Source organism: Ruegeria sp. CJ2 (assembly GCF_056536745.1).
Genome location: NZ_JBQFQF010000004.1, coordinates 1 through 16,966, shown reverse-complemented (window position 1 = coordinate 16,966; position 16,966 = coordinate 1). Strand labels below are relative to the sequence as shown.

The 16,966-nt window shown below is 59.9% G+C and carries 15 protein-coding genes, 1 tRNA gene and 1 pseudogene; 9 read left to right on the top strand and 8 right to left on the bottom strand.

Annotation, left to right across the window (positions count from 1 at the left end; genetic code table 11):
- Nucleotide 1 precedes the first annotated feature (1 nt).
- The 4 genes from ACR0MS_RS06665 (at nucleotide 2) to ACR0MS_RS06650 (ending at nucleotide 5,546) form a co-directional block, all read left to right on the top strand.
- Nucleotides 2-1,207, top strand: coding sequence for a metal ABC transporter permease (locus ACR0MS_RS06665; RefSeq protein ID WP_480571895.1), 1,206 nt, complete (start codon nucleotides 2-4; stop codon nucleotides 1,205-1,207).
- Complete coding sequence (locus ACR0MS_RS06660) at nucleotides 1,204-2,133, top strand: metal ABC transporter permease (protein ID WP_480571898.1); 930 nt, start codon at nucleotides 1,204-1,206, stop codon at nucleotides 2,131-2,133. The genes ACR0MS_RS06665 and ACR0MS_RS06660 overlap by 4 nt, the downstream gene beginning before the upstream one ends.
- 280 nt (nucleotides 2,134-2,413) lie before the next feature.
- On the top strand, nucleotides 2,414-4,264 hold the full coding sequence (gene mutL, locus ACR0MS_RS06655) for a DNA mismatch repair endonuclease MutL (protein WP_480571901.1): 1,851 nt from the start codon (nucleotides 2,414-2,416) through the stop codon (nucleotides 4,262-4,264).
- Between the two features lie 52 nt (nucleotides 4,265-4,316).
- Entirely contained in the window at nucleotides 4,317-5,546 is a 1,230-nt protein-coding gene (locus tag ACR0MS_RS06650) for a DNA recombination protein RmuC (protein WP_480571904.1), read from the top strand.
- Nucleotides 5,547-5,549: 3 nt separating this feature from the next.
- Here the strand turns inward: ACR0MS_RS06650 and ACR0MS_RS06645 are convergent, their stop codons facing one another.
- From ACR0MS_RS06645 to ACR0MS_RS06635, 3 genes are read right to left on the bottom strand one after another with little or no spacing between them, the layout of a single operon-like run.
- Nucleotides 5,550-5,951 carry a hypothetical protein gene (locus tag ACR0MS_RS06645; protein ID WP_480571907.1) on the bottom strand — a complete coding sequence of 134 codons (402 nt, stop codon included), beginning with the start codon at nucleotides 5,949-5,951 and terminating at the stop codon, nucleotides 5,550-5,552.
- Between the two features lie 59 nt (nucleotides 5,952-6,010).
- The gene (locus tag ACR0MS_RS06640) at nucleotides 6,011-6,661 is read right to left on the bottom strand and encodes a ChrR family anti-sigma-E factor (protein WP_480571910.1); all 651 of its coding nucleotides are present in this window, start codon (nucleotides 6,659-6,661) and stop codon (nucleotides 6,011-6,013) included.
- A 10-nt stretch (nucleotides 6,662-6,671) separates the two neighbouring features.
- Complete coding sequence (locus tag ACR0MS_RS06635; RefSeq protein WP_480571913.1) at nucleotides 6,672-7,328, bottom strand: sigma-70 family RNA polymerase sigma factor; 657 nt, start codon at nucleotides 7,326-7,328, stop codon at nucleotides 6,672-6,674.
- A 147-nt stretch (nucleotides 7,329-7,475) separates the two neighbouring features.
- Between ACR0MS_RS06635 and ACR0MS_RS06630 the strand changes: the two genes are divergently transcribed.
- The 3 genes from ACR0MS_RS06630 (at nucleotide 7,476) to ACR0MS_RS06620 (ending at nucleotide 9,836) form a co-directional block, all read left to right on the top strand.
- Complete coding sequence (locus tag ACR0MS_RS06630; protein WP_480571916.1) at nucleotides 7,476-8,249, top strand: DUF1365 domain-containing protein; 774 nt, start codon at nucleotides 7,476-7,478, stop codon at nucleotides 8,247-8,249.
- A gap of 88 nt (nucleotides 8,250-8,337) precedes the next feature.
- Nucleotides 8,338-8,655 (top strand): DUF3775 domain-containing protein, encoded by a 318-nt coding sequence (locus tag ACR0MS_RS06625; protein ID WP_480571919.1) that lies wholly within the window; start codon nucleotides 8,338-8,340, stop codon nucleotides 8,653-8,655.
- Between the two features lie 92 nt (nucleotides 8,656-8,747).
- Entirely contained in the window at nucleotides 8,748-9,836 is a 1,089-nt protein-coding gene (locus ACR0MS_RS06620; protein ID WP_480571922.1) for a hypothetical protein, read from the top strand.
- Between the two features lie 50 nt (nucleotides 9,837-9,886).
- Here the strand turns inward: ACR0MS_RS06620 and ACR0MS_RS06615 are convergent, their stop codons facing one another.
- Both ACR0MS_RS06615 and ACR0MS_RS06610 read right to left on the bottom strand, forming a co-directional pair.
- Nucleotides 9,887-12,121 (bottom strand): CHASE2 domain-containing protein, encoded by a 2,235-nt coding sequence (locus ACR0MS_RS06615; protein WP_480571925.1) that lies wholly within the window; start codon nucleotides 12,119-12,121, stop codon nucleotides 9,887-9,889.
- A 33-nt stretch (nucleotides 12,122-12,154) separates the two neighbouring features.
- A complete protein-coding gene (locus ACR0MS_RS06610) occupies nucleotides 12,155-13,054 on the bottom strand; it encodes a FecR family protein (RefSeq protein WP_480571928.1) in 900 nt (299 codons plus the stop codon).
- 464 nt (nucleotides 13,055-13,518) lie between these two features.
- Between ACR0MS_RS06610 and ACR0MS_RS06605 the strand changes: the two genes are divergently transcribed.
- Nucleotides 13,519-13,608, top strand: a tRNA-Ser gene (locus ACR0MS_RS06605).
- 351 nt (nucleotides 13,609-13,959) lie between these two features.
- On the opposite strand, the gene ACR0MS_RS06600 is transcribed toward ACR0MS_RS06605, so the two are convergent.
- The 3 genes from ACR0MS_RS06600 to ACR0MS_RS06590 are packed head-to-tail and all read right to left on the bottom strand — an operon-like array spanning nucleotide 13,960 to nucleotide 16,303.
- Nucleotides 13,960-15,654: a recombinase family protein gene (locus ACR0MS_RS06600; protein WP_480571931.1), complete on the bottom strand. Its 1,695-nt coding sequence runs from the start codon at nucleotides 15,652-15,654 to the stop codon at nucleotides 13,960-13,962.
- Nucleotides 15,655-15,656: 2 nt separating this feature from the next.
- Entirely contained in the window at nucleotides 15,657-16,061 is a 405-nt protein-coding gene (locus ACR0MS_RS06595) for a DUF2924 domain-containing protein (protein WP_480571934.1), read from the bottom strand.
- A complete protein-coding gene (locus ACR0MS_RS06590) occupies nucleotides 16,058-16,303 on the bottom strand; it encodes a DUF3489 domain-containing protein (RefSeq protein ID WP_480571937.1) in 246 nt (81 codons plus the stop codon). Before ACR0MS_RS06590 ends, ACR0MS_RS06595 begins: the two co-directional genes overlap by 4 nt.
- Nucleotides 16,304-16,538: 235 nt before the next feature.
- Between ACR0MS_RS06590 and ACR0MS_RS06585 the strand changes: the two are divergent.
- Nucleotides 16,539-16,966, top strand: a pseudogene (locus tag ACR0MS_RS06585) (transposase); the annotation flags it as partial.

Sequence of the window (16,966 nt, the reverse complement as noted above, 5' to 3'; positions counted from 1 at the left end):
CATGCTTTGGGATGCCCTGACCCTGCAGCTTGGCTATAACGCCACGCTGGTCGCCATCGGTGCGACCTTGCTGGGCGTATCGGCGGGGGTCACCGGAACATTTCTGTTTCTGAGAAAACGGGCGCTTGTCAGCGACGCGATCAGCCATGCGACCCTGCCGGGTGTGTGTCTGGCCTTTATGGTTTTGGTTGCGCTTGGGGGCGATGGTCGCAACCTGATAGGCTTGCTGGTTGGCTCTGCCCTGTCCGCATGGGTGGGCCTGCTGTGCATGAACTGGCTGACCCGGCACACAAGGCTGGCCGAGGACGCTGCGATCGGCGCGGTCCTGTCTGTGTTCTTTGGATTTGGTATCGTGCTGCTGACGGTGATTCAGACAATGGGAATGGGCCGTCAGGCGGGGCTGGAAGGGTTCCTGCTGGGCTCGACGGCGGGCATGTTGTGGGCTGACGCCCTGATCATCGCGGTCGGGGGCGCGGCGACACTGGCATTGGTGATGATCATTCGCCGCCCCATGACGCTGGTGGCGTTTGACGCCGAATATGCGGCGGCCCGTGGGCTTGCAGTGCATCGCATTGACCTTGCGATGATGGGGCTGGTCATGGCCGTGACGGTTGTGGGGCTGAAAATCGTCGGGTTGATCCTGATCGTTGCCCTGCTGATCATCCCGCCCGTTGCCGCGCGTTTCTGGACCGAGCGGTCGGAACGTGTTGTGCTGCTGGCCGGGCTGACCGGAGGGCTTTCGGGATATCTGGGAGCGGCGCTGTCGGCCTCGGCCCCCAATCTGCCAACCGGTCCGATCATTGTTCTGGTCAGCTTCGCCCTGTTTGCAGTGTCCTTATTGCTTGCGCCGGTGCGGGGGGTTTTGGCGGCTGTCTTGCGGCATCTCAGGTTCCAACGCAGGGTCCATATTCGACAAGGGCTTTTGGCGCTGGCGCAGGGGCAAAAAATCTACGAACCGCTAACACTCCGCCTGTTACGCAGCGCCGGGCTGGTGCGGGCCGATGGCGTTGCGACCGAGGCGGGCAGGGCGCGCGCTGCAAAGGCGCTGCGTGACGAAAAACGATGGGAGATCGTCCGGGCGGATCAGGCGCACGAGGCCACAGCCGCACTGTATGACGGGTTACGTGACATTGAGACCGTCCTGACCCGGGATCAGATCATCGAAATCGACCGTCAGATCGGCGGCCCGCAGGGAGTGACCCCATGAGCGGAGAAGAATTCGTTCCCCTGTCCCTGACACCGATGCTGATCGGAACTTTTGCAGCCGTCGCCTGCGCCTTGCCGGGCAATTTTCTGGTGTTGCGCAAACAGGCCCTGATCGGGGATGCAATCAGCCACGTTGTTTTGCCCGGTATCGTTGTGGCCTTTCTGCTGACCGGAGCGATTTCGACTTGGCCCATGATGCTGGGCGCGGCAGGCGCTGCGGTGGTGGCGGTCATCATGATCGAGGCGATCCGCAGGCTGGGCCAGATTGAAACCGGTGCCGCAATGGGGGTTGTCTTTACCACCATGTTTGCGGCCGGGGTGCTGTTGCTGGAGCAAACCGACACATCGACCGTTCATTTGGACGTCGAACACGCATTGTATGGAAATCTTGAAAGCCTGATCTGGTTGGACGCGGTAGGATGGGCGTCTGTGTGGGATCTTCAGGCGTTGGCGGGATTGCCGCCTGAATTGCCCCGTATCGCGCTGACCTTGGCCGGTGTCTGCTTGTTCACTTGGCTGTTCTGGCGACCGCTAAAGATCTCTACCTTCGACGAAGGATTTGCCCGAACGATCGGTATCCGGACCGGAGCGCTGGGCATGGCTTTGGTGATTGTCGCGGCGATTGCGGCTGTTGCCGCGTTTGATGCCGTAGGGTCGATCATCGTGATCGCGATGTTCATTTGCCCCCCGGCGGCGGCGCGCATGATGACCAACCGATTGGAAACCCAGATCGGATGGAGCATCGTTTTTGCAGTCATCTCGGCTGTCGCGGGCTATGTGCTTGCGGGCTACGGCCCGTTGTGGCTGGGCGCTGTTGATGCCGTAAGCGCCGCGGGAATGATCGCGACGGTTTCCGGCCTGATCCTTGCCTGCGCTGCGATCTGGGGCCCTTGCCGAACGCGGACCGGCGCGCCCGGCGCGGCTTGACTAGGCGTGATCTTGCTACGTGCGAATACGGACTTTCGGCTGATCTCCGCCCACCAAATGACCCCGGCCAGAGTTTAAGAGTCACACGCGTTTCTTCGTGCTACGAACCTCACATTGCTAAAGAACGTCCACCACTCACAACGGTTCGTTCGGACAATCGCGGCGATTGTCGCCGCCTCTCTTAGACGCGACGCGATTGTTCGAACGCCCCCTCGCCTTCCTGAAATTCAAGCCCCAAACCTGTGGCAGAATCGTGTGCGGTTGTGCTAGGTCTTGGGGTATGGCGCAAGCGAACCCCAATATCAGCGAAACTCGGCCAGTCATTCGGCAACTCGACGATGCTGCGATCAATCGCATCGCGGCCGGTGAGGTGATCGAGCGTCCAGCCTCTGCCGTGAAAGAGTTGGTTGAGAACGCAATCGACGCGGGATCAACACGCATTGCCATAGATATCGCAGACGGCGGCAAGACGCTGATTCGCGTCACCGATGATGGCTGCGGGATTTCCGGCAAGGATTTGCCACTGGCGCTGTCTCGTCATGCGACATCCAAAATCGACGGGTCGGACCTGCTGAACATCCATACTTTCGGGTTCCGGGGCGAGGCGCTGCCGTCACTGGGCGCAGTGGGACGGCTGACGATCACCAGCCGCGTTGCAGGGGATGACGCCGCTTCGATCCATGTCGCGGGCGGCAAGATGGGGGCCGTGAAACCCGCCGCTCTCCGCGCGGGTACGGTGGTTGAACTGCGCGACCTGTTCTTTGCCACGCCCGCGCGCCTGAAATTCATGCGCACCGACCGGGCCGAGGCGCAGGCGATCACTGACACCGTCAAGCGGCTGGCCATGGCAGAGCCTGCGACCACCTTCACCCTGCGCGATGTCTTGGGCGGGGGTGAGGGGCGCGTGACCTTCCGCGCCGACCGCGAGAATGGCGACCTGTTCGATGCGCTACACGCCCGGCTTGCCCGCGTGATCGGGCGTGAATTTGCCGAGAACGCCTTGCAGATCGACGCCACGCGCGAGGGGATACGCCTCTATGGGTATGCCGCCCTGCCGACCTATTCGAGGGGCGCGGCGGTGGCGCAGTATCTGTTCGTCAATGGCCGTCCGGTGCGCGACAAGATGCTGACCGGGGCGCTGCGGGCGGCGTATTTCGATTTCCTCAGCCGCGACCGCCACCCGGCAGCGGCTTTGTTCATCGACTGTGACCCGACGCTGGTCGATGTGAATGTCCACCCCGCGAAGTCCGAGGTTCGGTTTCGCGATCCCGGCGAGGCGCGTGGGTTGATCGTTTCGGCCCTGCGGCATGCGCTGGCCGAGGCTGGGCATCGGGCATCCTCGACCGTGGCAAACGCGACCTTGGGCGCGATGAAGCCCGAACCTGCGCAACCCGCTCCGGCGCGGGTGTATCAGATGGACCGGCCCTCGCTTGCTGCGCGACAGGTGGCTTATCAAGCGCAGGCTCCGGGGTTTGCCGAACTGTCGCAGGATTACAGCGGCAGCGTTGTCGAACCTGCGCCCGTGGTCACAGAAGAGCCCCCGGCGCAGGACTTGCCGTTGGGCGCGGCGCGCGGTCAGGTGCATGAGAACTACATCATTGCCCAAACCGCCGACGGTATGGTGATCGTGGACCAACACGCGGCGCATGAACGTCTGGTTTATGAAAAACTCAAACGTCAGATGGCTGAGAACGGCGTGGCTGCGCAGGCGCTGCTGATCCCAGAGATTGTCGAACTTTCCGAAAGCGATTGCGCCCGCCTGATGGCCGTGGCCGATGACCTTTCACGCCTTGGCCTGACGCTGGAACCTTTTGGCGGCGGCGCTATTGCCGTGCGCGAAACGCCTGCGATTCTGGGCGAGGTCAATGCGCGCGCGATGATCCTGGATATTCTGGATGAGCTCGCCGATCAGGGCGAAAGCCAGACCGTGCAGGCGCGGATCGAAGCGATCCTGAGCCGCGTAGCCTGTCATGGTTCGGTCCGGTCGGGCCGTCGGATGCGAGCCGAGGAGATGAACGCCCTGCTGCGCGAGATGGAGGCGACGCCCCATTCCGGCCAGTGCAACCATGGGCGGCCAACTTATGTGGAACTGAAACTGGCTGATATCGAACGCCTGTTCGGACGCAGTTGATCCCACGCGTGCTGCGCGGTAAGAAGAATAAAACAAGAACATTCGAGGCGACATGATCGAGATTGCTGGCACACAAATTGCATTGAACGACCCCGTGATCCTGATTGGCGGCGGCATTGTTACGCTGATCCTGCTGTTGTTGTTCCTGTCATTGCGTGCCGCCAACCGCTCGGCGCGGATGGCAGAGCCGTTGGCGCGGCAGATGGCGCATCTGGGACAGAATGTGCAGCAGTTGGGTCAAGGGCAGGAGCAGTTGCGTGGTGGCCTTCAGCATGTCTCGGACACGCAGGCCAATGCGCAGGTGCAGGTGATCCAGACGGTCGAGGCGCGGCTTTCCTCGGTCCAGCAGCAGATGAATGACCGGCTGGCGGACAATGCGATGAAATCCGCCCGTGCGCTGGCCGAGATGCAGGAGCGGATGAAGGAAACATTGCATGGGTCGTCGAAACAGACCGCGACCTCGCTGACGCAATTGCAGGAACGGCTGGCGGCCATAGACAAGGCGCAGGACAATATCACCAAACTGTCGGGCGATGTGCTGTCGTTGCAGGATATCCTGTCGAACAAGCAACGACGCGGGATGTTCGGTGAGATTCAGTTGAACGATATCGTGTCCAAGGCGCTGCCCGCCGACAGCTATTCGCTGCAAGCCACCTTGTCGAACGGCAAGCGCGCGGATTGCCTGATTCATCTGCCCAACCCGCCCGGACCCATTGTCATTGACGCGAAATTTCCGTTGGAGGATTTCGAGGCGCTGGCGGCGGCTCAGACCAAAGCCGATGTCGAACGGTGCCTGAAAGCGTTTGGCGCCGCTGTGAAGGTCCACATCAAGGCGATTTCGGAAAAATACATTCTGGATGGCGAAACCGCCGATGGCGCGCTGATGTTCGTTCCATCCGAGGCGATCTATGCCGAGTTGCATGCGCGTCTGCCCGATGTGGTCCGCGACGGATTTGCTGCGCGCGTTTGGATCGTTTCGCCCACCACCTGCATGGCGACGCTGAACACCATGCGCGCGATCCTAAAAGACGCGCGGATGCGGGAACAGGCGGGGGCCATCCGCAAGGAATTGGGGATGCTGCACAAGGATGTTGAACGGCTGGGCGACCGCGTGGCCAATCTGGACCGTCACTTTGGACAGGCGGCCAAGGATATCTCGGACATCAAGATCAGCGCCGAAAAAGCCGGGCGTCGCGCGCAGCGCCTGGACAATTTCGATTTCGAGGAACTCGCGCCGGACGATCACGCCAACGTGGTGCCGCTTGGGAAAAGTGAGGCTTAAGCGCTACTGGATCGAAAGATCCAGATTGTATCCAACCGTCTTGTCGGTATCCCGGTCATTGCCCATGAGGTAGACGCGGATCGTGTAATCCCCGTCCTCTGGCAGCTCAACCCGCGCGGTATTTCCGTTGATGGACCCGTTATAGATTGCTGCGCCGTCACTGCCCGGCGGCAGGACGTTAAAGTAGATTACACCATACCCGTTGGTGTCGCTGACCTGAAGTTCGGCGAACAGTTCCTGCCCGGCTTTTGCACCCAATCGGTAGTCGAAATACTCGTTGCCCGTAACGGTTCCGTTGACCATCGTGCCATAGTTGCCCGTCTCGAACTTCACGTCGGCAACGCTCTGTGCATTGGCAGATGTGGCGAACCCGATACAGGCAAGCGTCAGGGCAAGTGCTTTCATGACTACATCCTCCGATTGTAGGGTCGAAGTCTCAGTATAGCACAAAACCGCTGCTCAGGTCAGATGCGAAGAAAGGGCTGGAACAGGCGTGGCATCAGCTTGCTGAACTTCAACGGTGCATCCGTCACGGCCAGGCATATGCAATCCTCAGAGATATCGGCCGTTGGCGTGTGGTGCAGGTCTTCATCCGCAATTTCGACATCGCCGCGCGCAAAGTGGTCGACTTCATCCGAGAAAGCCCCTTGCAGGACCATCGTCAATTCCATGCCATTGTGACTGTGATCAGGCACGGCGGCCCCTGCCGGGATAAACAGCAATCTGGCTGTGGCTTCGCGTGTTGTGGGCAGGATCGCCTGTTTGACCCCCATTCCAATCGCGCGCCACTGGATGTCATTTACGTCTCCACCCACATAATCCTGCAGCGGAGCGGGAAGCACGGAACAGCCGGGACGCGCAGCCTTGGCCACCGGCGCACCCTTGGCGATCAGCGCCATGGTCGCGGCCAGCGACCCGTCGCTGAGCGCCGCGCTGTCATCCTGATCCTGCAAGACACACCCGCCAACGGCCTCAAAACTTTCGGCGCGCGCGCGGCAGTGGTCGCACAACGACAGATGCGTTGCGACCATCAGGTCGAATGCTTCTGGCAGACCGCCTGCGGCATAGGCCATCAGCAGGTCATCTGTCAGGTGATGTTTGATCTTGTTGCTCATCGTCATCATCTCAGTTCATCGCGTGGCGCAAGCGGTCCAGCGCCAGCCGTATACGTGATTTGATCGTTCCCAGGGGCAACCCGGTCTGAGACGCAATCTCTCGGTGACTCAGGTCGCCGAAATACGCCTTTTCGATCAGTTCTCTCTGCGCCTCTGGCAACGCCGATAATGCGTCGCGCAATTGCGCGGTTTCCTGTTGTAACGCAAGGACGTCATGCTGTTCCGGTTCCGCCTCGGGACCCCAACCCAGATCTTCGGGTTCTGGTCGCCGTTGCTTGCGCAAAACGTCAATGCGTTTGTTCCGTGCGATCGTGAAGACCCAAGTGGCCACGGTCGCGCGCGAGGGGTCGAACAGATGCGCCTTGTGCCACAAGGTCGCCATCACCTCTTGCGCGCATTCCTCGGCCATCGCCGCATCCGACCCCGATTTGATCAGGAACGCCTTGATGCGTGGCGCAAAGTACTGGAACAGTTCGGCAAAGGCCGCCTGATCCTGCGCATCCCGAATGCGGGTCACGTGTTCAACCCACTCGGTCCTGGTATTGCAACTGCCGTTTGCTTCGTTCACCGGCCTGCCCCTGATACGTTCCTTCGCGTGCCAGGTTTTTGCTAGGGGCCCGTCGGCCACCGGTTCATCCAAGCTCGCGGTATCGATCTCGGTAAACATAACCACATTACGCGGGCCTGCCCAAGGCGGATCACTTTCTGCGGCAAATAATAATCCATATGGGCATTCGCTTCGTAGAATACCTGTATAAGGTCTAGGGAAAAGGCCGCCGTTTGAACGGTTTACAGAAAGATTGGAAAAGGCCGCATGAACCGGGTCGATCACATTGCAGGGCATACGTATCACGGGCGGAAAGGGGCGATAGAAAACGCCTTTCGCTATTCGGTCGACTACATCCTGCTGGACCCGGAAAATACCGGTCCCACGCCCGCGTTGTTTACCGTCAACGGTGTAAACGTGACGAATTGGCGGGATCGTGATCACGGCGGTGAGCCCGGCAAAGGGCGCGGTGCCGCTTGGCTGCGCGAGCAGTTTCATGACCTCGGTGTTACGCAGCCGAACCGGATCATGCTATTGACCCAACCGCGCGTTTTCGGCCACGTGTTCAACCCGGTCAGCTTCTGGTTTTGCTTTGACGGGGAAGACGTACTTTATGCTGTTGTGGCCGAGGTGACCAATACCTACGGCACGCGCCACAGCTATCTGTGCCACAATCCAAACTTTGCGCCGATTCAACCGTCGGACCGGATCGTGGCGGACAAGCTGATGCATGTGTCACCGTTCCAGAAGATCGAAGGGACGTATACATTCCGATTTGACTTCCGTGCGGACAGGGTTGGCGTCTGGATAGATTACGGGCGCGAGAATGGCGGGCTGATTGCCACGCTTACCGGCCCGCGTGCTGCGCTGACGGACCGGACGATCCTTTGGTCGCTGATACGCAGACCGTTTGGCGCGCGGCGTGCGTTTGCCCTGATCCTGTGGCAGGCGTTGAAATTGAAACTGAAAAAGGCCCGGTTTCGCCCGTTTCGTTCCGCTCCTGTCCCTGATCATGCAGTCTCGCGCGTCCGTGAGCCATAAGCCTGGGTTGTTTGCGTAAGATCAAAGACTCAGGTCCGGTCGCGTGTTTGTGGTAGATTTGAAACCGCGAACACGAAGGAGTTGGGTCATGTTGGAAATCTCGGCAAGAAAAGTCGCTCAGGTTGCCATGATGGGGCGCGAATTGGACCGGGCCGAGGGCGAATTGCGCGCTTTCATCGACCGGATGAGCGAGGATGAACAGGCCGAACTGGTTGCCGTCATGTGGATCGGGCGCGAGAGCTTTTTTGCCGAAGATCTGGCCGAAGCCATCGCAACCGCCAAGGCCGAATCGTCCACTCCGTGTGCGGACTATCTGATCGGAACGCCGCACCTGTCGGACCACCTTGAGAATGGTCTGGATGCGTTGGGTATCTCGGCTGAAGATGTCGAGAATGACCTGATGTGAGGGTCTAGGGCGCGGGAATTTCCCTCTGCCGAGCTGAGGTCATTCGCAATACGCGTGGCGTTCAGGTAGTCTGGCCTCTGAATACCTTCGGAATGAAAGGGGTATTGGTGCGCTCGGTGCTGGTTGCAATATTGGCTTTGGTGTTTCTGGTCGGCAGTCTGGCTGGGCCGCGCCCAGTGGCGGCGTGCCCGGTTTGCACAACACTGCCGGAATATTCACTGGCCGATCGCATATTATCGGCCCGTATTGTCGTTCTGGCTGCACCGACGTTGGACAACCCGTTCAGGTATTCCCCCGTTTCAGTTCTGAGGGGCACGGCCGAACAGCTTTCCGACCTGCCGGATATACCCTTTCTGGTCGACAGCGTGACCAGATCCGCGTTTCGCGCCGATCCGGGCAGACGGGTGCTGATGATTTATGGTGCGGGGTATCCGGACAAGGCCGGGCGCAGCCTGTCCACCGGCTGGAGCAAAGGCTTCCTGATGACGGCCGCGCGCGCAGAGTTCGTGGCGGCGATACGTCATCAAGGCGCGTCCTGGACCTTTGGAAAGACCGATGATCCCACGCGCGTCGCCTTTTTCGGGGCGTATCTTGGGCATGAGGATGCGTTGCTTCGAAACGCGGCGTTGATCGAAATTCATCGCGCGCCCTATTCAACGGTCCGGCAATTACGCGATCGAGGGTCTACTGCCGCGTTGCTGCAGGAATTGCAGTCTGTGAACCGGCTGGCCTACGCGCCTGCTGTGATCCGGTTGTTGGGTCTTCAGTCAGACCCGGCGGCCAAAGCCGCCGTCAGAACACGCTACCAGCGGGCGTTGGCGGCTGGTGACCTGAACCTTTATGACTGGGCGCTTGCGGGGATAGAAGTTGATGGTGCTGCCGCGATCGAGGCTATTGGGGCATCCCTGAAACAGCAGAGCCTGACCCAGGACATGAAACGCGACCTGATCCGAGCGCTGACGGAGTCCGGTACAGCCCGGTCAGAGTTTCAGGCGCAGATATTGGAAACATTCAAACGCGAGTTGCAGCAGAATTCATCGCTTGCCGTGTGGATTGCCCTTGCTGCGAAATCCTGGGACACGGACATATTGAACCCCGAGCTTCGTTCGATTTTGTCGACGGAACAACTGGAGCCCGCAGCGCATTTCCTTATCGAAAACACGTTGGTTCAGGTTGAGTAGACCACAAACGGGTCGAATGTAGATTTGAGGAACGGGTAACAGACCGCACGCTATGCGGATGGCTGCCTTTCCCGACCATGATGGCTGAATACCACTTGGTTTGATTGGACGTCCGACCGGAAGTCCGCCGCCCGTCCCGGCAGCGAAAGATAAAAGCGTTGAAGGCCGGGTTCGATGTCCACGGCCATCGCCGCGCAGCGATGGCACATCTTTTCGATCCGCACATGGGATTGGCGGTCTCGCATGGCAGCAACCAGATCACCGTGTGCCATTGACAGTTTTTCAAATTCGGGACTGTCGAGCACTGTCTTGTCGCCAACCAGTGCGTAGACCGCTTCGAGATCGGATTTACCCTTGAGGTCGACGAAACCAGCCTCAAGCATCGCCAGATCCTGCCGGGCAAGGCGGTGCACCGAGCTTGAGACCAGAATATCGTATTCGACATGTCGGCAACTTTGTTCGATCCGCGCCGCGACGTTCACGACGTCTCCTATGACGGTATAGTTGAACCGGCTGCGCGATCCGATATTGCCCACACAGGCCTGACCCGTGGCGCAGCCCGTCGCCAATGCGATCGGTGGTCTGCCCCGCATTACGTCCGAGTCGTTGAAATCTGTCAGAGCTTTCCGCATCAACAGGGCGGCACGGGCTGCCCGGCAGGGGTGATCTTCAACGGGCAGGGGTGCGTTCCAGAACGCCATCACTGCGTCACCGATGAATTTGTCAATTGTCCCTCTTTCCTTCAGGATCTGATCGCCCACCTGCGAGAACAGCTCGTTCAACAACGCGACCAGATCGGTGGCTGACACGGATTCCGACAAAGGCGTGAACCCCCGGATGTCCGAGAACATGACGGTGATTTCCTGCGTTTCACCGCCCAGTTGCAGCCTGTGACCCGACACTTCCATCTCATCCAGAATCTCGGGGGCGACATAGTGCGAAAAGACCTGTCGGATTTCCCGTTTTTCCCGCTCGGTCGAAACGAACAGGTAACCGGCAAGCATGCCAAAATTGGCCATGCCGCCCATCAAGGGGAATGTCACATCGAACAGGACAAGCTGGTTCTGAAAGGCCAGCCAACTGGTGCCCAAGACCACACCTGCCGCCGCGCCACCGGCGACGAATGAGGCGACCGCGCCAAAGCTGGACATGACCGCGATCACAATCAGGCCAAGCAGGACAAAGGACAAAAGCTCGAGCGCGGCGGTCACGTCAGACCGGCTGAGCATTTCCCCCGTGATGATCTGTTCCAGCATCTGGGCATGGATCGACACGCCGGGAACGGATTCCCCCAATGACGTCTGGTGCATATCGAACAGACCAGCCGCAGATGTCCCGATCAGAATAATCCGGCCTTCGATTTGAGCCCTCAGTTCGGGATCATCCGGGTTCTGCATCACTGTGTCGGCGGACAGGTACAGCTCTGGCTGGTCGTGTCTGTATCTGATCCAAACTTCGCCGTTCTCGGTGGTTGGCAGCTGAAAATCCCCCAGTTCGACCGCAAGCATGATGCCTTCTTCGTCGGATGCGCCTTCGGCAAGGATAAAGGGCGCGCCGATGGCGACCCTTAAGGCTTCGATCCCCAGACCGGGCATTGGCCCGCTTGGACCGCCCCATAAAACTGGAACCCGCCGCACGATTCCCGTACCCCCCAAGGGTGAGACGTTGACGCCGCCGATCCCGGCCGCGCTGCGATCAAGCGGGGCGGCGATCGGTGTCCAATAGGGGACCGAGATCAAACCAGCGGTTGGGTTTTCTCCAATTTCAATGATGCCTGCCGCCGGGGTAACCTGATTGCCTTCGTCAGACAGTCGCGCTGCCGTCCCCATGACCACGGGCCAATTGGCAACTTCCAATCCGAACAGCACGTCATAATCCAACTTTTGCGCGCGATCTTCGACCGTCACCACACCGGCGAGCGCCGGATCGTGCAACAACCGAACCGGAGAGTACCTGTCCGGTTCAGCAAAGAGCATATCGAACGCAATGGCCGCGGCGCCGTATTCCCCCAGGTTTTCAACCATCTGAGCCAATAAGGTCCGGGGCCATGGCCATTGACCCCAATTCGCCAGCGATTTTTCGTCGATGTCCAAAACCCGAACGGGCAGATCCGGGTTGTACTCTCTGGGCATGGCGCGTTGAAGAAGGTCAAAATAGATCAGCCGCGTCATCCGCACGGGATAAGGATCCATGACCCTGATGAAACAGCCGATCAGGATCAGGCCCAAACCCACCAGCCGAAAACCGCGTCGGCGGATAACCTTTTCCTTGGGCTTCACGGTCACGTTAACCTCCGAAGTCAGTGGGCTATGCCCATGTTAACGCGCTGCTTGATTGCCTTTACCTTTGCCCTTTCCGTTCCCCGGGCCTTTGCCCTTTCCGGGATTGCCAAAGCCGCGTGAATTTCTGGTTTGCCCTCCGGGATTGCTGCCATCCCCATGGCCGGACCGATTTGTCTTGGTTTCGGGTTCAGGTGCCGGAGGTTCCGGCGCAGGCGGCTCGGGTGCGGGCGGCTCGGGTGCCGGTGGTTCTGGCGCAGGTGGTTCAGATGCTGGCGGTTCTGACGCAGGCGGCTCAGGCGACCGGGGTTCAGGGGCAGGGGGGTCATTGCGGCGCGTTTCACGGAATGCTGCCCTACGCTGCCTTACAGGTGTTCGAAACTGAGCATCAGATTTCAGGACCGGGACCGGCGCAAGCTCTCCGGCGCAACCGCCAATGTCGATCTGCAACGGGCTGAGCAGGTTTTCCTGAGACTGAATGAAGGGAAACCCATTGTTCAAAGCCAGCTCATACTGTTCTTGATCCACAGGACGACCGACATTTCCGCGTTCGCTTGTGGCGAACAAGCTGCACTGCCGCCCCGTCGCGCGACAGCTTCCGGTCAGGCTGCACATTTCAACATTGCCTTCCAGCACCAGCATGGCGCTCTGGCTGCCGGGGACAACCCACATATCAAACGTGGTTCCGCGAACGGCCATCGTCGCTGTTGGTGTTCGGATCGAATAGGCCCGTTTCTTGCTCTTGCCCGAGATGAACCGAAAGCTGCCGCCGAGTGCCTGTACCGCAAATGATTTGGCCTTGCGGTTGCCGCGCAACATCGTCACGTCCAGAACCATGCTGGCATTCGGGCCGATCGCGATCTTCGTCTCATCGACAAAAACCAACTGGACCAAACCATTGCCATCCGTGGATATTGCGTCGCCCGAGACGACTTCCATTCCCGATGTCAATGGCTGTGAATTTCCGGCGCGTGTGATCTTGGCGCCTTGCTTAACTCCGATAACCGTCCCGATATTTGCAATCGCCTGGACAGGCATAAGAGACACACAAAGAATAACGTAAACAACTCTGAACCAGGCCAAGCGTCTATTCCCCCAAATAGATTATGTCGCGAGCGATGTGCTCACTGCCCGGTTTGAACCTCTGAAAAATCAGTCTTTTTATTGATATCGCTTAAAATATGTCTGACCAAATATGCCTTAAACATCGTGCTTTTGGCAAGTATTCTGACTTTTTGCAGGTTTTTCATTAACTTGTGCGCATATCGGGCAAGCAAAGCTCTGCCGGGTTATCGTGTGTGACCCAGCTTCAAATATCAAATGAGTGCCTGTTTTCAGAAAATTAGCGACGCGCAGGAAAATCGCCTTGTATCTGGTGCGCAGGCGAGGATATACCCGCCAGCGGAGACGTGGCCGAGTGGTCGAAGGCGCTCCCCTGCTAAGGGAGTAGGCGGGAAACCGTCTCGAGGGTTCGAATCCCTTCGTCTCCGCCACCCACCCCTATCTCTGTCAGGACAGTCTTTCTTTCCCGGTTTTCTCCCGTTTTTCCGGGCGCTTGGGTTATGCCATCTGCCAGAGAGACGATCGTAATCCCTTGAGCTGGAGCGATTTCCTCTCAACGTCTCCGGAGGCACCAACACGCGCTTCGGTTAGCGCCAAATTTCCCTGCTAACAGGGAATTTACAGGGAAATTCTTCAAGTTTCAGCCTTGTGAGCAATTCTTCCCACTAAATCCTCTCAATTTATCAATGAGTTACGCAAGAATTCCCTAAGCAAATTAACAGGGAACTTTTTCGCCATTATCAGGGAAGTTTTCCGCGGGAACAGGGACCGCGGCCCGCAGATCAGGGATACCCTGCGTTGGGCTCGAACCCGTACAACCTGACCTGCGCGTCCCAGTCCAGCGGCACGGGTTTGCGGATGATCCGTTCGAGCGTCAGGTCGGCAGGCTGGCGCCCCTCGAGGACAGCGCCTTGGATGGCAGGCGCCAGGAACGCCAGTTGCGCCCGGGTGCGGATGTAGGATTCGGAATGCCGTGTTGCGGCGGCGATCTCGCCGAGGGGCTTGCCTCCGCGCAGATCGGCCACCCAGGCATGGGCCTGGGAGAGGGCGCGCAGCAGCGTGCGATCGGGCTGTCGCGCACGCTCCCCGACGACGATCTTGCCTTCCACGCCCCGACGCCGAAGGGCGAAGGGGGCCTCAATCGAGAGGCCTGACGGATTTATCGCCTTCCGATAGAGATCGAGTGCTTCGGCGAGCGCCTTGGCCTGCAGCCTTAGGACGATGCGGTTCTTCCCGACGCAACCCTCGGCCAAAAGCGCGGCGAGGAGACTAGGCGTGCCGCTTGTGAGTCGATCGGCGAGGTGGCGCACCCTGTCCCTGACGGCGTTGCCCCGCTGTAGGTCCTCTTCTGCACAGATCCGGTGGTCGCGGGCGAGAGCGACGAGGTGGTTGGCAACGGTTTCCGCCACCGCCTGCTCCAGCGCGGCTGCGGGCAGCCGCCATCCAGCGGGATCTGGGCCGCCGGAGATTAACCGGTTCGAGACATAGTACCGGATCTGCCGGCCATGACGCCGGGTATGTGTCGGGGTCAGCCTGTCGCCGGTGTCGTCGCGCAGCTTGCCCGCCAGCGGAGCGACGCGGGTCGCGCCGGAATGATCCCCGGTGCCTCTTTGGCCCCGCGGTCGTGCACTGGCGGCCTTCAGCTTCGACTGGACCCGGTCCCATAGGGCCTCGTCCACGATCAGCTCATGCTGCCCATCCCAAACCCGGGCCTTGTGGCGGATCTTGCCGATGTAGATCGGGTTGCGCAGGAGCGCATAGATCTGGCCACGCGACAACGGATTGCCGCCTTGGATCCGCCCGGATTTGAAACGGTGAAGCTTAGATCGCAGGCCCAACTTATTGGCTCGGCGCATGACGGCGTTCAGGCAGCCGAGCTCGTCGTAGAGGGCAAAGATCGTCCGGACGGTTTCTGCCTCATCCGCGTTGATGATGAGACCGCGGGTCTTAGGATCTGGATGCGGATTGTACCCGAGCGGCGGCACGCCACCCATCCAAAGCCCCTTCTTCTTGGAGGCCGCGATCTTGTCCCGGATCCGTTCGGCCGTAACCTCGCGCTCGAACTGGGCAAAGGACAAAAGCACGTTCAGGGTCAGTCGACCCATGGATGAGGCCGTGTTGAAGGCTTGGGTGACTGAGACGAAGGAACAACCGGCCGCATCGAAGCGCTCGACCAATTTGGCGAAGTCGGCAAGGGAACGGGTGAGACGGTCGATCTTGTAGACCACCACCATCTGAACGAGCCCCGCCTCGATGTCGGCCAGCAGGCGCTGGAGGGCAGGCCGATCAAGCGTTCCGCCGGATATGCCGCCGTCATCGTAGCGTGTCTTGCCCGCAACCCAGCCCTCGTGCCGTTGGCTGGCGATATAGGCGGCACAGGCTTCGGCTTGTGCGTCCAGCGAATTGAAGTCCTGGTCGAGCCCCTCGTCGGAGGATTTGCGCGTGTAAATGGCACAGCGGATCCGCGGTTTGTTCATGGTCAGGGCACCTTCCTCAGGCCGAAGAAGCGCGGCCCGGACCACCGGGCCCCGGTGATGGCCCGGGCGATCGGCGACAGCGACGCATAACGCTGACCATTCCAGACGAAGCCACCGTCGATGACATCGACCACATGGGTCACGCCATTCCATTCCCGGATCAGGCGCCCTCCTGGCTTCAGGGCGGGGCTGCTGGTACCCCGGTCGTCGCGGACCGCTTTCTGCAGCTTGCCGACAAAGCCCTTGGGCAATCCGCCGCGTTCATTTACCTGCACCTCGAAGGCCAGATACCGGCGCAGGAACGGGCTGCTGAGGCGCTTCGGGACCGGTGTGCCAAAGACCGCGTCCCAGGCGGCGCTCAGCGCCGCCCGGTCCATGGTCTCGATCTCGGCGAGGGAGAGCTTCATGTCGCGCTCTCCGGGCCGCTGGTGATGCGGTAGACGGCGCCAGCGCCGGGTTTGGCGGGGTCCGCGCGGTTGATCGTGTATCCGGCCTTCCTAAGCCCGCTCATCGCAGCCCGGACGGAATGCGGCTGCCAGCCGGTGGCGGATTGCAGAGTGGTCAGATCCGCGCCGGCCTTGCGGCTCAGCAGTTTGCGCAGGATTGCGGACTTGGTCTCGCGCGGGGGTGTCGATTTGGATGTGGACATGTTTGCTCCTCGGTTCTCCGGGCCAGCGTTATGCTGGCCCTGGTACCGAGATGCGCCCGGGATGATCCTGCCAGGCGTGGCAACAGTGACGCTCTTGGCGCGTCGGAAGTCCAGTTTGGAATGGCGCTATTTGCGCATTTTGGAATCTTCTGAGATTGGGACGCCCATACGCTCCAGCCTGAGCCTCCCCAACTGAACGGGTCCACCGTTATGTTCAGGAAACGGAGGACTAAGAATGGCAGACAAGAGACCGAAGCCCGAAGAGATTGTCTTGAAGTTACGGCAGGTTGAAATTCTGATGGGGCAAGGCATGTCCCGTCTTGATGCGATCAGACAGATCGGCGTTGTTGAACAAACCTATTACCGCTGGCGAAAGAAGTACGGCGGAATGGGTGTAGATCAGTTGAAAGAACTGAAGCGGCTTCAGAAAGAAAACGAGCGGTTGAGACGCGCGGTTTCAGATCTGACGTTGGACAAACTGATCCTCGCGGAGGCGGCCAAGGGAAACTACTGAGCCCCGCTCGTCGCCGTGCTTGTATTAACCATGTACGCAACCAGCTGAACGTTTCCGAGAGACGCGCCTGTCGCGTGCTGGGGCAACACCGGTCCACGCAGCGGCGGGTCCCACAAGGTCGCGCAGACGAAGACCGACTGGTCGCCGAC